10 protein-coding genes are annotated in these 16220 nt (G+C 32.1%); 2 read left to right on the top strand and 8 right to left on the bottom strand.

The genetic code is table 11. The features are described 5' to 3' along the window. Positions 1 to 44: 44 nt before the first annotated feature. The 3 genes from ACZ0AH_RS17955 to ACZ0AH_RS17945 all read right to left on the bottom strand — a co-directional run bounded on the left by ACZ0AH_RS17955 (position 45) and on the right by ACZ0AH_RS17945 (position 1870). Entirely contained in the window at positions 45 to 590 is a 546-nt protein-coding gene (locus ACZ0AH_RS17955) for a hypothetical protein (RefSeq protein ID WP_463477157.1), read from the bottom strand. Next, the gene (locus ACZ0AH_RS17950; RefSeq protein ID WP_463477156.1) at positions 553 to 1464 is read right to left on the bottom strand and encodes an RHS repeat domain-containing protein; all 912 of its coding nucleotides are present in this window, start codon (positions 1462 to 1464) and stop codon (positions 553 to 555) included. Before ACZ0AH_RS17950 ends, ACZ0AH_RS17955 begins: the two co-directional genes overlap by 38 nt. Before the next feature lie 61 nt (positions 1465 to 1525). Continuing rightward, complete coding sequence (locus ACZ0AH_RS17945) at positions 1526 to 1870, bottom strand: hypothetical protein (RefSeq protein WP_463477155.1); 345 nt, start codon at positions 1868 to 1870, stop codon at positions 1526 to 1528. A 298-nt stretch (positions 1871 to 2168) separates the two neighbouring features. On the opposite strand from ACZ0AH_RS17945, the gene ACZ0AH_RS17940 reads away from it, so the two are divergent. Beyond that, a complete protein-coding gene (locus ACZ0AH_RS17940) occupies positions 2169 to 2396 on the top strand; it encodes a helix-turn-helix domain-containing protein (protein ID WP_463477154.1) in 228 nt (75 codons plus the stop codon). Positions 2397 to 2461: 65 nt separating this feature from the next. On the opposite strand, the gene ACZ0AH_RS17935 is transcribed toward ACZ0AH_RS17940, so the two are convergent. From ACZ0AH_RS17935 to ACZ0AH_RS17915, 5 genes are all read right to left on the bottom strand, one after another. Beyond that, positions 2462 to 2806 carry a hypothetical protein gene (locus ACZ0AH_RS17935; protein WP_463477153.1) on the bottom strand — a complete coding sequence of 115 codons (345 nt, stop codon included), beginning with the start codon at positions 2804 to 2806 and terminating at the stop codon, positions 2462 to 2464. A 3-nt stretch (positions 2807 to 2809) separates the two neighbouring features. After that, positions 2810 to 6919, bottom strand: coding sequence for a DUF6443 domain-containing protein (locus ACZ0AH_RS17930; RefSeq protein ID WP_463477152.1), 4110 nt, complete (start codon positions 6917 to 6919; stop codon positions 2810 to 2812). Positions 6920 to 6925: 6 nt separating this feature from the next. Further along, positions 6926 to 10381, bottom strand: a complete 3456-nt coding sequence (locus ACZ0AH_RS17925; RefSeq protein ID WP_463477151.1) for a hypothetical protein — start codon at positions 10379 to 10381, stop codon at positions 6926 to 6928. 312 nt (positions 10382 to 10693) lie between these two features. Further along, entirely contained in the window at positions 10694 to 13108 is a 2415-nt protein-coding gene (locus tag ACZ0AH_RS17920; protein ID WP_463477150.1) for a histidine kinase dimerization/phosphoacceptor domain -containing protein, read from the bottom strand. 221 nt (positions 13109 to 13329) lie between these two features. After that, positions 13330 to 14268 (bottom strand): ring-cleaving dioxygenase, encoded by a 939-nt coding sequence (locus ACZ0AH_RS17915; protein WP_463477149.1) that lies wholly within the window; start codon positions 14266 to 14268, stop codon positions 13330 to 13332. A gap of 318 nt (positions 14269 to 14586) precedes the next feature. On the opposite strand from ACZ0AH_RS17915, the gene ACZ0AH_RS17910 reads away from it, so the two are divergent. Beyond that, positions 14587 to 16179, top strand: coding sequence for a sigma-54 interaction domain-containing protein (locus tag ACZ0AH_RS17910; protein ID WP_463477148.1), 1593 nt, complete (start codon positions 14587 to 14589; stop codon positions 16177 to 16179). Positions 16180 to 16220 lie beyond the last annotated feature (41 nt).

Raw genomic sequence — 16220 nt, 5'->3', positions numbered from 1 at the left:
TATGCAATAATTAATCATCAACACATCTGATTAATTACCGTGCATCACTTTGGTAAATCTGGTGGAATAATTATTCTTAAGCTTTTAAAAAATTCAGTTTTCTTTTTTTCTCGGTAAGCTTCAGTAATGAATTTTACTAACTTACCACTAGTTTTTAATTGTTCACAAGTACCGCTTATTATTTCTCTATTTATACTATCTTTACTAATAAGGAAGATATATTGTGTACCATCATATATTGTCCTATTTATTGTATCACATTTTGAATAATCCATTTCAATTAATATTTTTTGAATATGAGCCATTTCTTTTTCATTAAAAACAACATTATAGTATTTATCCTTTTCATTGAATTTTCTTATTAATACCAAAGCCTTGCCATCTTTCCCTATCTGAAAGGTATTAATTTCACTCTTGTATTCAACACTTAAATCAATTGCATAAAAATCTTCTTCATTATTTTTTAATGTACTTGTACAATTAATAGTAAGCAAATAAATTAATAACAACATGAAAAATTTGTTAATTGATTTTATGTATCCAGATTTATTTTTAATATCCTCTTCCTCTTTCTTTTCTAATTTGTGCATCTGTCTTTTTTATGTTTTTGCTATTATAATAATTTCTCAATATTGGGACTACCTTTTTGTCAAGAATGTTATATTTCATATCTTGCATATGATGAGCAGCATTTTCCCTCCATTTTTTTGGATAATTTTCATCTTCCAACTGCTTTACAATTTTTTTGTCAACTGAAGATAAGTTGAATTTCTTATCATCATAAAAATCTTTAGCTATTGGTTCTGCATGAAGAAAAGCTTCATGTCCAATATCATCAATCAAACTAGGAACATCTTTTGCTGTTCCATATAAATGAATAGTAATTTGAACCCCTTTTTTACCTTTGGTTTCTTGACTGGTATAAGCATCACCTGTACTATCTTCACTTTTTGCATCTGCATAATTTAAATCAATATCTTTCTTATCGAATTTACCACTTTCAGAATATTCATGTCCCGCAATTATTTGACCTTTTTCTACAAAATCAGCCAGAAAACTAATTCCCTCTTTTGATTTAGCAAAAGCCTCAAAAGCTTCTACTATTTTTTTATTTACATAGTTACCATCTTTATTTTTTCGATAAATCCAAGATGTGTCTACATAAAGACCGTCAACATCTATAAGTAAAACAGGGTTATTGTAAGCATACGTATAAGGAGACCATCGTCTTGAAACTTCTGCTAACGGGTCAATATTCATCCATCTACCGAGTGCAGGGTCGTAATTTCTTGCTCCATAGTCATAGAAGTTAAGCCCTAACTCGTCTTGCAGTTCTTTCCCATTGAATTTATACTTTAAAGCATCGTTAGTAGAAGGAGTAGCTCCATTATAACCAATATGTTTTAAACCAAAAGGGTAATAATTATTCTCTTCCTGAATAACAAGTGTTTTGTCATAACTCAAGCGAACATTCCCTAAATGATCTTTATATTGATATACATATTTATAAGAACTTCCAGAAGGTTCAACATAACCCTTCTGCTGTTGGGAAAAACTTTAATATAATATTGTTATATTGATAAGCTCCCAAATAATCAGTTGTAGTAATATTTACTGGTGAGTTTGTGGTTACTATTTTCTGTACTTTTTGTCCAGCTGTATTGTAAATATATACAATATTTCCTGTAAACAAAACAATTTTTGCTGGCAGATTTAATTGATTGTAAGTGATATTCGTAATCCCTTTATTGACATCAGTAAGCATATTTCCGTTAACATCATAGGTATAATAAGTACTAGTATCGACAACATCTGCTCCTGTTACATCATCTTTAAAACCATAATTAATATTACCAAGCTCTGAGCACAAAAAAACCTCGCCATTTCTGGGCGAGGCTTAATTTTATTCTCTGTGGATTATTCTCTGCGGGTGCGAAGTCAGGAGACGTTCGCACAGCATTTCATAAGGAACTCTTCGTAGAGCGGGTGAAAGTAATTAGGATTCCTAGTAAGATTATTTTTTTCATTGAATTAAAATTCTGTTTGTTCGATTTTCTTTTTGCATTACTTAGCAAATATAAATAAAAAACAGACTTATTTGACTGGATATATAGATTCCTGTTTTTACGGCTACTTACTTATAATTTTCATCTTTTAATAAGATAGAAATGAGAAAAACTGAAGTACCTGAATCCGTTAAGATTGTTGGAGATAATATAAAAGAGATTATAAAAGAAAAAAATCTTAAAGTACGACATGTGGCCCATGATTCAGATTTGGATATTGAAGCATTAAGGAGATACATGTTAGGGAAACAAATAATGGGAATCGACAAGCTTATTCGTATTGGTAAAGCTTTGAATGTTGAAATATCAGAACTATTCAGAAAAATATAATTTAAGACCTTTACTTAAAAGCAAAAGCCACTCCTAATATGGAATGGCTTTTCGTTGAATCGTATCTATTTAAATTGAATATTGTTGCATTTATTTTCTTCGTACCACTTTAACCAACCGTCTTTATCTTTGTAAAATACAATCGAATTAGTATATTCATTTGCATAATTCATCAATTCTTCTTGTGATATATGACAATATTTTGATAGAAATTTAATCCCATCATTAAATTTTTTTTTGTCGAACTCTTTTTGCAATGTATAATTTTCTACATTAGAAATATGTGACATAAAAACATTTCTAAATTCAATGTTTTCTATACAATCTTGCTTCTCATTTTTTTTAGAACTTGAGCAGTTTGAATTTAATATTGAAAATATTATTAAAATTACTAATATTCTTTTTTTCATATTTTATTTACTTTTTTGTTTAGTTACGGTGTTTCGACCAGAAGGACTATTTGGATTTATGGTCTGTCTTGTCAATGTGTTATCCTTTTCAATGAAAACATTGCCATCAGCTACTCTTCTATTTCCATTAACCTTATCTTCGGCAGTTGATGCTGTATTGTGAGCAACAGTAAATTGTTCAGGCGAACCAGGTTCTCCTTGTTTTAGACCCATTTTTACTTTCTCATGTTGTTCTACAGTTTCATGAATAATTGCACCAGCACTTGTGGTTGCACCTTTCCCAGCGTCATCAAAAGCTTTAACATCTGCCATATCTACCTTAGCTGTAGCAAAACTTCCTACATTAGTATCAACACTTCTTTCCATTACCTTTTGACTAACTATGTATGGGCTATCTACAACTGCACTATATTCATTGTAAAATGCTTGTTGTTGTTCCGTCATTACACCTTGATTTCCTGTAGACTCGATTGCTACTCTTCCGTCAGAGTTAATATTTATTTTATAAGAATCTCCTAATGCTTTATTCACTGTACTTTCATAAGCTTTTTTAGCATCATCATTTTGAAAAGTTAAAACTATATCACTTGGTGACATTCCGTCTGGGTCTGTAAAACGTATAGGATTGTCAAAAGCATAATTGTAAGGGCTAAATCTCCTCATTTGTTCTGCCAATGGGTCAATGTTCATCCATCGCGCAAGTGCAGGGTCATAATTACGTGCGCCATAGTCATACATGTTAAGCCCCAGTTCGTCCTGCAATTCTTTTCCGTTATACTTGAACTTTAAAGCATCGTTAGTAGAAGGAGTAGCTCCATTATAACCAATATGTTTTAATCCAAAAGGATAATAATTATTCTCCTCCTGAATAACAAGTGTTTTGTCATAACTCAAGCGAACATTCCCTAAATGATCTTTATATTGATATACATATTTATAAGAACTTCCAGAAGGTTCAACATAACCTTCTGCCGTTGGGAAAAACTTTAATATAATATTGTTATATTGATAACATCCCAAATAATCAGTTGTAGTAATATTTACTGGTGAGTTTGTGGTTACTATTTTCTGTACTTTTTGCCCAGCAGCATTGTAAAGATAAACAATATTTCCTGTAGGTAAAATGACTTTCGTAGGAAGATTTAAATGATTGTAAATAATATTAGTAATGCCCTTGTTGATATCAGTAATCATATTTCCATTAGCATCATAAGTATAATCAATACTTGTATCCACAATACCAGCTCCTGTTACATCATCTTTAAAACCAATAGTTTCATTACCTAAATCTGAAACTATCTGCAGTCTGTTTCCACTATCATAGGTATAATTTAAATCATCCATAAGCCCATATTGAGCAGGATTTGTTATAGATGGTGTATCTACTATGGGGCCTTTTCTTTTTAATTTGGTAATGTTACCATTCTTATCATATAAAATATTATCCTCATTAAATAGGGTAGTATTGTCTGTAGCGCTTTTTAAACGATTAAGCACATCATAAGTATAAATATAATTCTTTAAGGTTTTATCAGTGTTATTTGTAGCCCATAAAGTTTGGCTAATATTTCCGTTAAACAGTTTTTTAGTAGAATCTGTAGGGTCGTTGTAATTAACTCGGAACGCAAATAAGTCTGTATTACCAGTCGTATTTATGGTTGTAATATCGTTTATCCCTTTCAGCCATCCTCTAATGTTATAGGTATAATCAACAATTTGTACGTTTCCTACAACTTTATTTAGAAGTTGTCCTAATTCATTATATGTGTTAGTCACTATTGGCTCAATAGTGCCACTATTTATTTGATGTGTCTGAGTCAATAAACGATCTTGGTCAGAGTATGTAAATACTTCTTTTGTAGTAAGTTCAGTATCTGTAGATAATCTTTTGTGTTTGGTAATGCTATACAGTAATTGTCCAGAGAATAAGTTAAGTTTACTATCTGTATAAGTATAACCTCCCAGGAAATTTTGTGTGTAAGTACGAATTGGTCTTGCTTTTTCATCGTAAAACGTGTAGGCTAATTCATTTCTATAAGTGGTGCTGGTTTCTAAAATACGCGTCCAGCTTCCTGTAGCAAGTCCGGCAGGTTTTATAGTGTTGTTATAATAAACAATTTGCGTTTCAATAGCAGGAAAAGCAGTAGGTGCATTTGGATAATTATAATCATCAAAATAGCTTAGAGTTAACACATGATATCCAGAAGTTGGCCATGCAACAGTAGAATAACGAAAGGCAACACCATTTATAGTAGTGTTTGTAGCTGCTGCAGTTTTGGTTTCACTAAAATTAGTTGTAATACTATTTTGAGTATCCTGCAGTGTTTTTCTATCTGCAGCAGTTATTGCGGCTGTTGCGACAGGCAGCCATGCTGTAAGCACAGGACGATTTAAAGCATCATATTTGGTTATAGTCCACCCAACTGAGGTCATATCATTAAAAGGAGAATTAGCTGGTCCGTTTGCTACAGGTCTGTCTAATTTGTCATAGACGATAAATTCCCATTGTTTGCCAGGTAATTTTTTTTCAACCAATCGATTACGAGAATCGTATTTGTATTGATAGCATAAATTGTCTAACACACTTTGATTACCATTATCAATAACAGCAGAAAAAGTACTTCCACTTTTTGCATTGAATCCATTAGATAAAGTAATAGAATTGGTCGCTTTTATATTTAGCGAACTTCCCGATGCGGTTACGGTTGTAGAAGTTATATTAGCTTCGGCGTAGCTTATTGCAGTCATCAGGTCTACTGCTTTTGGAGGAATTACATAAGTTAAATTTCCATAAGAATCATAAACATAATAGGTATCATGTTTTTCATTAATAGTTCCTGATCCAACAATGCCATACGTTCTCTTAAGTACAACCTGACCTTCCTTATTTTTAAATTCTACAGTTGATCCGTTAGCTTCTAGAGGAGATGCAGTGGTGTTTTCGTCATAAGTAATAGTTTTATAAAGTTTATTACTGCTATAAAAACCATTTCCGGGAGCTTTGGTTAATCCAATATCATATAAGCCTAAAGTAGCATTCCAAGAAGCATTGGCAATATAATTTTGTACATAGTCTGTATCAGCATTAGTTTGATAATCCATTTTAATGGTATGATTATTTGCTAAGGCCCAATCATTTCCGGGAGCTGCTTGTTGCAACACACGACTTAGTGGTGAAGCTTCTAACTGTTTTTCGCTAAAAGGATTATTGTTTGCTGCTCCATAATTGGTTTGATATTGTGTGACTAAATTAGGGATAAGCGTTAGAGGGTTTATATAATTTAGATTGTTTTGTGTTGAAGCATACGGAAGGTATTCTTTAGCTTCTCTTCCAAAGCCATCGTATACAATAGGTGTAACAATGTCTTTCCCAGTTGCTGAGGATTGATAGGCTGTTTTTTGTACAGGCCTGCCAAGTCCGTCAAAATAAGTTATATTTTGATTAGCCTGTGCAACGGTCGGGCTTGCAAGGCTAACACCTGTAGCTATCTTATAAGTAATATTTTTAATTGAGTTTTGATTTTGCAAGGCAGGTTCTAAACTGGCACAATTGGCATTTGTACCCGGAATCATCGGGCAATTGTCTGTATTGTCAAGTACATAATTCCCCGGGGGTTTTGAACATTGGTGAGTGAGAAAATTTAAAGGATCACCTAATCCATCTAAATCATCGTCTAAATACCAGGTATTATCAATATTGCATGCCAGGTTTTTGGTATAGCTAAAATAACATCCGTACCATTGTGTTGGTGAATTTGTCAAATAGAAAATCAGTTTATTGTCTTGAATTTTTGCAGCAAAATTTGCAAGGGGATTACCTGGGGCAGATGAAAGTTGCCCTAATTCCATATTAGGTAAAGCTGGAGATATGGTTAAGGTTGCAACAGTTGTGCCGTAATTTAAATAGCTTAGATTAGCCCATGCTGCTGAAATATTAATAGTTAAAACATCATTGGTGACTGAGATTGTACCACCTCCTGTGCCGGCTTGGCCTGCATAGTTTAAGCTTGGTACAGAAATGCTTTGTGTGTAATTGGGATAAATTCCAGCTTGAATCTGACCAAAAAACATTATTAAAAAGAAAACTAAGTAGTAATTGTATTTTTTCATCATTTCAAATTAGTTTTTATACTGGTATTTATTTTCAGATAATATCTTATTGTTTTTATCTTTTACATTTATTAATCTGCCGAGTGAATCATAAGTATAAGTAATCATGTCTCCTTTAGGATCTGTTATAGTATTTACCCCAACTAATGGCAGATGGGTATACGTACTAATAGGGCTATTTACAAGAGTTGTATTACTTCGTAAAGCATTGATAGCTGTTAAATTAGTTTCATTGTAGGCATCGAGAGCTGTCGTTGTAATGCTAAGAGCACTTGCAATTTGTGCATAGGTTGCATTCTCAATTTTTGCAATAGGTAATGTTTTGTTATAACCCCAAAGTATAGTTACACTAGCGCCATTTTCTAAAGTATACTGCTGAATATTAGCTTTTGAATCGTATTTGTCATAAGTAACTTTTTTCTCTGTATCAACAACACTTACTCCCTTACCTGCAAAAATATATTTAGGAAGTATTGCATTGTTAGTAGTGACATCTTTAGCATATTGCGTTTTTTGTCTTGATAAAAAATCAGTATTTTTTCGGTTTTCAGTTACTAAAGGAATTGCTGTCATATTAGCAGTTACCATTGTAGTTTCTATAGGAAGGCCATCCGGATAATCGTTGGCATAATAATAAGTACTTGATAATTGATCATCATTACTATTAGTAGTAGTTTTGGTTCTTAGATCATATCTGGAAGTATAAGTATAAGCTTCGTTTGTAGCTACAGGATTTCCGTTAAAATAATTTTTGGTAATTACATTTTGTAATTTAAAAGTTCTGGATACAATAGGATATACTACAAATGAAAAATCTGTCATTCCTGGGTAATATATATCATTACAAGAACTGCTTAATCCACTTAACTGATTGATATTTATTATACCCTGAAAATATTGGTCAGAACCTATTTGTAGATAACTATTTGTTTTTTGTACCAAAAGATCATTGTTTTTGTTGTAAACACTTTCATAAGTTGGAAGTCCATTAAGTGCATTAGGAATGCTTGGTGCATTTTTACTGGTTGTATTTTCATAGTTATAAAACTGATATACTTTTTTTCCAAGAGTTTGATAGTAATTATCAATATCAATTTCTTCAACAGTTCCATATCCAACTAAATTTCCTTCGCTATTAATCAAATTGTCAGATGAAATAGAAATTTCATTATTAATAGTGGCTGTTGTTATAAGTTGACCGGTTACCGCATCAGGTTTTGCAAATTCACAAAATGTTTCCTGTGCAGACAAGGGTTCAAATTTGCTTAAAAGTTTTCCTTCAGAATATTTTAAGTTTTTTTGATTAGTCATGTTACCGGTTGAAGCATAATTTTTTATCGATTTCACTCTCATTCCTCCCTGATTACTAATAGAAGTATTAACACCTGTATTATCATAATAAAGGAAATCGGCTTTTAGACTGGCAATTTTATAAGTATCTGCGCCACTATATACCAATTCATTAATAACGTCTACAGCATAAACAACAGTTGGGTCAGGGTCATAATCAAGTCTAAAGTCTTGATACCATGTTGCTCCGTGGTTCAATCCAAATTGACTTCCAGAAATGTCAGTAACTTTCCATTGTTGGATAAAGGTAGTAACACCTTGTTTTGTTTTAGAAAAAACTATTCTTGAATTTTTAAAATCAGTATAACCATAAATAGGTGCATTTGGATTAGGAAATGGAGTATATCCGTCAACGACAGTATTCGTAAAAGATATAGTAGTCGAATTTGTTATTTTAAATTCTTTATGATAGTTTACATTATATACTCCTTTACTGTCGTTTAATAAAACAGTTCTTTTGCGTGCATTATTTAATTCTACAGCATCCGGAATAAATTGGTTGCTAAAAGAGTTTGCTTCATATTCAAATTCAGAAAAACCTCCGGTTGGGTAATATACTTTTTTAAGCATATAAGCACCTGCTTTTGTATTGTCTGTGTATCGGTTAATGCCTTGATAATTAGCGTAATTAAAAGGAAGTGAATACGATATTTGCGGAGCTGCAAGAGTAGGCTGGAAATAAGGTAATTGGTAATTGTAATCAAAATATCTTAAATCTGGTAATAATGTTTTATTGTCTACACCATTAAAATAGCCCCAAAAATCTTTTGCAAATCCAAGTTTCATAGGCATTGTATTGGTCAAATCATATTCAAATCTATAAGATGGTTTCGTTCTGTCTGCAGTACCGGTAGTTTGATCATATCCAACTTCTTTTACAGTATCCAGTTTAAGTCGTTTTCCTAATCTGTCTTTATTGTCATTATAAAAACTTATGGAACTGCTCATAGAAGGATTTCCCATAGACTCATCATATGGAAAGTAGCTGTATCCCAGTTCAAAAGTTTTTATTTTTTTAACTGGTGAGCTTCTGTAAGAGATATCAATAGCTTTAAGTCTTTTTGGATTTGGACGTGAAGCAATAGGAACAATATCGTCTCGATCTTCCAGTATAAAATCAATAACAACGTCATTAGTTGTAATTTTAGATAATACTTTTATATCATTCTCTATTACTTTAGTTTTTAATCCTTTAACACTTTGATTATTTCCGCTACAAGTTTCAGTAATTTGATAGCTTTCCTGATAGGTTAAATTTGCAGATGTGGCGTCTACATATGAAAAGTCAATAGTGCTTCCGTTTGTCAGAGTAATAGAACTTAGTTTATAAGTTTGTCCGGCTCTGCTAACATCATCAGGACTAACATCAGTATTAAAGGCCTTTTCAATAACACCGAAGAAAAAAACAATACCATCAGATGTTTTTGCAGTAATGTCAGTTGCTGTTTTGGTAAACATGATTTCTTCGCTTTTGTCTATTTGAACTATCTCTTTAGTTTCATAATTAATATAAAAACTCCCTGAATGACTTCCAAAATTAAAACGGTATATATCCGGTTGAGCGCCTCCTTGATCTATAAGGTTTTTGATTTCAAGAGGGAATACACCACCAGGAATTGGATTTAAATTATCAGATTCTCCAGAAGCATAGCAACGGTGTTTTAGAGTTCTATAAGTTGCAGGATATCCCTGACTTACAATAATATTTTTTAGATGAGAATAATTGGGAGGTAATGTTGAAGAATAAAACCCGTCCATATCATCTCTTTTTCCTCTTACTTCCTGAATTATGCTTCCGCCAGGAGATAAATCCCAGCCTAAACCAGCCCAAGTTGCATCGTCAGCAACTTTAATTCCAGAACTGTGATATCTTAATTGTATTGGAATTTCAATACCAGCTTCTTTTATAGTATAAATAGGTATAGAAATATCTGCCGTCCCAGTATAATATCCTACAGGTATATCACCAAAACGGCCTAATAAGGCTGCTTCAGGCGAAGATGGAATATTAATTTTAGGAGAAAAAGTCGAAACAGTTTGAGAAAAAATACTAAAAGAAGTAAAAAAGAAAAGAACTAAAAAGCTATTTGAAGTTAGCAGGGCTTTATTTTTCATTAATTAGGTTATTATATTTTAACACAATATTAGTGTTTTAATCTTTGTTAAAATTATAGAAGATAACGAATTAATGAATTTTGTTTAATGAGGTATTTTTGTTGAAATATAAATGTTTAAAGCAACTATTTCTTATGAAATATGTATGTTTTTTTTAAAGATAAATACTTACTTCTCGAAGAATTTAATGAAGTATTTTATTTGAAATTGAAAACAAAAAACCTCAACAATTGTTGAGGTTTTAAATACTGGCAAAGAGACCCTATGTGCCTTGATTTAATCCAGCAAAACATGAAGTCTTAGCAGAATTAATTATTTAAGCTCCTTCTTAAAAGCCAGTTTCACAATCAATCCATTTTCATTTTCTATCGAAAGATCTCCTTCTAATGCATCACTTAAACCCTGAATTAAAGTCATTCCGAATGAGTTGCTGTTTTGTAGATCTGAGACGTTCGAAATACCAATTCCGTTATCTGAAATAATCAGGATATAGCAATTTTCAGTAGTTTCAATTAGTGAGATACTGATAATGCAATTTGTTTTTTCCTGAAATGCATATTTTATAGAATTCGTTACTACTTCGTTCATGATTAAACCAAGCTGAATGGCCTGCGAAATGTCCAATTCAATTGGATCTATTTGTATTTCAAAATGAATAGACTGGGCTACATTAAAGGAATCTTTTAAATATTCGACCAATTCATTACAATAATCACGCATATTTATAGTAGACAATTTTTCTCCCAGGTATAATTTCTGGTGAATCAGCGACATTGCGTGTATTCTGTTCTGACTGTTTTTGATAGTAGAAATAGCCAGATCATCTTTTAAATAAGCTGATTGAGAATTAAGCAGGCTTATTACGGTTTGAAGATTGTTTTTTACCCGATGGTGAATTTCCTTCAGAAGCCATTCTTTTTCTTCAACCAAATTCTGAAGTTTGATATTTTTAAGATTGATTTCTCTTTCTTTCAGTTCTAATCTGCTCGTATTTCGTTGCTTAATTTTAGATCTGTTGTACAATAAAATAATAATTATAAGTAATAAAAATAACGAACTGATCGAAATTGTATTTAAAAGTTTTGACGTATTTAATTTACTTTCCTGCTGTTTTGCCTGTTCTTTTAATGATTTGATATTGTGTTCTTTATTTGCCGTTTCATATTTAAATTTCAAATTTTCAAATTCTTTATTCTTAGCAAGATTGAACATGGAATCCTTAATTTTATTATAATTTGCAGAATGTTTAATTGCCGAATAATAATTGCCGGAAATAGAATCAATTTTATACAACGAAAGCTCCAGATTGCTAGGATTAAAACCGTGTTTATTTTCTTTTGTCATCGCAATTATTTTATCGGTAATAGCTCTGGCTTTATCCACTTTATTTATTTTAGTGTAAAATAATGCCATGTAAGAATAATGCGTTGCAACATCTTTTATCGTTTCTATAGTGTTTAGCTTTTGGGCATAAAAAGCCATTTTTTCATAAGTAGTTTCAGCTTCTTTCATTCTTCCCAAATGCTCTAAACAATACGCTTTAATCTCATAAAGAATCATGTTGTCCAAGTCGTTTTTAGGCGGATATTTTTTGAAGGTCGTTTCGAGATAACGTAAAGCTTCAGAAAATTTTCCTTTTTCACTAAGAGAATCTACGGCACTAAAAAAACTTTTATACCAGCCGCCACTCAGTTCTTTTTGATTGTAACTAATTCCTTTTTCGTAAAATTTAATAGCTTGTTCAAAATAACCCATTCGGTTATAAATATTACCCAAACGCATGTAGAAACCATCTGCAAAGGCATAATCCTTGGTTTTTTCCATAGAATTTATACTTTGCAAAGCATAATAAAGTGCATTTTTCACATTGTCATCTACAATTTCGATATAGGCAATAGTTGTTTCGGTATACTGCGTATATTTAAAGCCTGTTTTTTTCTGAAGAGCCAGACTGCGTAAACATTCTTCTTTTGCGAGTTTAAGATTTCCTGTCCAGAAATGAACCGTAATTATTTTCATTAAGGTCTCAATTTCTTTTTCTTTATTGCCTGATTTTTTATAAAGATCCATAGCCTCAGTTAAAACAACTGCTTTTTCAGGACTTTCATTTGGCATAAAAGTACCCTGATTGTCAATTGCCGTAGCGATGATTTTAGGATCATTCGTTTTTCTGCTTTCTGCTGTAAGCTGTGCAAAAATAGTTTTGCTTAATGCTTTATTTCCCGCCTGATAATAATATTTTGCCAAAAGAAATTTAACTTGAAAATACCATTTTTGAATTTTTATTTCCTTTACAAGTTTTTCAGCCTTAGCGATATATAAAAAAGCATTTGTAAGATCAGCTTTTTTTGTTCCCGGTTTAAAAAGGTAAAAATTGGCCAATTGTAAGCTTAATTTTATTTGATCTGCCAATTCTAACTTGGAAAGCAATTTTTCGGCACCACGAATATTTCCATTACTAATTAAATCATTTCCGGGAAAATAAGAACCGTCATTATAACCTTCATCATTCACTAATGTATAAGGAAGTTTATTTGCTTTACAAACCAAAACCATGGCACTGTCTATATCAATAAGTCCCTGATTTGCGCTATGTACATAAATCCCCATATTTTCGATCATCAATCGGGTTTTTTGCAGCTGCAGTTTGGGATCAGTATTTTTGTTTTGACTAAAAGATTTTACGACAAAAAAGAACAAAAGACTTACAATGATCGCTTTTTTCATGGTTTAAATTTGTTTGGTGCGTAAAGCTAATAGTTTGTCAAGTTTATAAAACTATTTTTCCTTAGAAATTACTGTTGTTTTCTGCAATATCACATCAATCATGTAAGTTTGTAAAATAAAAAAAGCTGTCTCAAACAGACAGCTCTTAATAACAAATTATTCAGGATTATTGCATTCATAGCACCGTAATTTATACGATGTAGTAAATCTGCATTTTAGAATTAATTAATTTTAACCAAATGATCTTCAATTTTGGCTCTTTCTGATTCGTATTGTGCAGGAAGTTTTAGGTTTTTTCCTAATTCTTCTAAAGGTTCATCGACAGTAAATCCGGGATTTTCTGTAGCGATTTCAAACAAAACTCCTCCTGGTTCTCTAAAATATAAGGAGTGGAAATATTGTCTGTCAATTTGTGGTGTAATGGATAATCCGTATGCTTCGATTTTTTCACGGAAGTGCATTAAAATTTCGTCATTTTGAACTCTAAAAGCCACGTGGTGCACAGATCCGTTTGCTACATGTCCGCGTTTTTCATCGGCCAATTCTACAAGATCAACAATGGCAGCATTTTCTACAGCATCAGTTGCGTAACGGTAACGGTTTACATCCTGATCGATCAGTTTATAACCAAAAATATCAGTCAAAATTGCGGCAGTTGCTTTAATACTGTTTAAAGTCAAAGTAATGTTATGAAAACCTTTTGTGGCAACATCGGCTTTAACTTCGTCAGTTTCCCAGGCTTTTCTATTATCTTCTGTTTTAGATTCGATTAATTCTAGTTTTAAACCATCAGGATCTAGGAAAGTAAGGTATTTTTCTCCGAATTTTTCGGCTGGTTTGTTGTAAATTACGTTGTATTTTTCAAAACGTTTCTGCCAAAAATCAAGACTTCCTTTTGGTACAGAATATCCAATTTCTGTTGCCATTCCGGAACCTTTTCTTCCTTGCTGAATTCCTTCTCCCCAAGGAAAAAAAGTTAAGATAGTTCCTGCGCTTCCTACTTCGTCGCCAAAGTAAAAATGGTAGGTTCCGGGATCATCAAAATTCACCGTTTTTTTGATGAATCTTAATCCTAATATGTTAGAGTAAAAGTTAAAATTACGTTTGGCGTCACCTGCAATTGCAGTAATATGGTGTAAGCCTAAAATTGTATTTTCCATGGTGTTTTTATTTATTAAGTTATTTTGATTTTCTTATACAAATTTACTTCGGTTATGGCTGTCTATCGATTAACCTAGATTAAGAAATAAAAAGCGGGCAGATTTTTATCACAGAAACAATAACCAAATAACACCCCTGTTTATTTAATGTGTTGTTTATGAGGTGTTTAGATAAGATAAGTAAATTTTGATTATACGATATCTCGTAATTTTATGAATTAGGAATGTTTGATTTAAAAGGAATAGTGTTTTTTTAAATAAAGCTATTTATTAAATTTACGCTGTTGCCACACTAAAATACCACAACAATTATTATTTATGGAAAAGCCGACAGATCAGACTGCAGTTATTATGAACAGATTGCAGGAAAGAGAGCAGGAACAAATGCTAATTCTGTCTATTTGCAGCGCACTTGCTCAGGTTTTATCTAAGGCAGAATTTAATGCTGTCATAAACGGTTTATTAAAAGAAAATTTTGATTTTGATGATTTTATTTTTGCATCATCAAAAGAAAATGAATCCGAATATCAGATTTTTTATCAATTTTCTGAAAGGGCATCAGAAGAGAAAAATTATCCTTTAAACGATGGTTTTTTTAATGCTTGTCTGGATTTAGCCGATACGGTTATTTTTGATTTAAAAGCCATACTGAATAAAAATAATAGTTTACCAGATTACATAAACAAAGCAAAGAATAAAGGGTTCAAAAACGGAGTAGGAATTTGTCTTCCTTATTTAAAAGGAAATCGGAATGTGCTTTTTCTTTTCTTTAAAACTGCCAGAACTTTTAACAGAGAATCAAGCCGAATTATTCGCGGTATCGGCATGCAGCTTTCAATCACGGTCAGCAATATCATGTTAAGTGAAGAATATGAAAATAAAATAGCCGAATTGAAAATGTTGAAAAGAAATTTAAGCGAAAAAAAAGCACAAACCATAACTGCAAAAATTGAAAATTTTCATGGAATTGTTGGCAACAGCGATGCGATACAAAAAGTGTATGAATTAATTGAGCAAGTTGCGCCATCGCAATCGACGGTTTTAATTTTTGGTGAAACCGGAACCGGAAAAGAATTGGCAGCAAATGCAATTCATAATTTATCGTTGGTTTCGAACAAAAATATGGTTAAAGTAAATTGCGCTTCAATTCCTGTAAATCTTATCGAAAGTGAATTATTCGGACATGAAAAAGGAGCTTTTACGGGAGCAGCAGAAATGCGAATTGGCAAATTTGAACAAGCTCAAAACAGTACCATTTTTTTAGATGAAATAGGAGAGTTGCCTCTGGAACTTCAGGGAAAACTGCTTCGTGTTTTACAGGAAAAAGAAATTGAAAGAATTGGCGGAAATACGACCATAAAAGTAAATGCGAGAATTATAGCCGCAACCAACAAATCGCTCGAAAAAGAAGTTGCTGCAGATCGTTTTAGAAGCGATTTGTATTACCGTTTAAATGTATATCCAATTGCTTTGCCTGCTTTGCGTGACCGTAAGGGAGACATTGCCGTTTTAGGGAATTTTTTCTTAGAAAGACATTCCAAAAAAAACGAAAAAAAAGTGAAGGGTTTTTCTAAAAAAGTGCTTGACAGTATGACCACAAATTCGTGGCCGGGAAACGTGAGGGAATTAGAGAATATGGTCGAAAGAAGTATTTTGTTTGCCAAAGATGACATTATAAAAGAAATGATTTTTCCTCCGGTTTTTATGGCAGAATCAAATACAACAGAAACTGATTTTCACACTAAAACACTTCAGGAAGCAGAGAAAGAGCATATTTTGAGAGTGATAAAAAAATGCAATGGCAGAATTTCAGGTCCTCAGGGTGCGGCTTTTTTATTAGATTTACCGGGAACAACTTTGATTTCGAAAATGAAAAAATTAGGGATTAAGAAAGAACATTTTTTAGGTTAATTATACATGAAAAATTAGCGGGAATTCGTGGCAAGCTTTTC

This window comes from Flavobacterium sp. AC105, assembly GCF_979258495.1.
This window is presented reverse-complemented; position numbering and strand designations above follow the sequence as displayed.

Coding starts and splice junctions, on each gene's coding strand:
- ACZ0AH_RS17915 (WP_463477149.1), bottom strand. CDS start 14,268: ATGGAAAATACAATTTTAGGCTTACACCATATTACTGCAATTGCAGGT.
- ACZ0AH_RS17940 (WP_463477154.1), top strand. CDS start 2,169: ATGAGAAAAACTGAAGTACCTGAATCCGTTAAGATTGTTGGAGATAAT.
- ACZ0AH_RS17910 (WP_463477148.1), top strand. CDS start 14,587: ATGGAAAAGCCGACAGATCAGACTGCAGTTATTATGAACAGATTGCAG.
- ACZ0AH_RS17930 (WP_463477152.1), bottom strand. CDS start 6,919: ATGATGAAAAAATACAATTACTACTTAGTTTTCTTTTTAATAATGTTT.
- ACZ0AH_RS17920 (WP_463477150.1), bottom strand. CDS start 13,108: ATGAAAAAAGCGATCATTGTAAGTCTTTTGTTCTTTTTTGTCGTAAAA.
- ACZ0AH_RS17955 (WP_463477157.1), bottom strand. CDS start 590: ATGCACAAATTAGAAAAGAAAGAGGAAGAGGATATTAAAAATAAATCT.
- ACZ0AH_RS17925 (WP_463477151.1), bottom strand. CDS start 10,381: ATGAAAAATAAAGCCCTGCTAACTTCAAATAGCTTTTTAGTTCTTTTC.
- ACZ0AH_RS17935 (WP_463477153.1), bottom strand. CDS start 2,806: ATGAAAAAAAGAATATTAGTAATTTTAATAATATTTTCAATATTAAAT.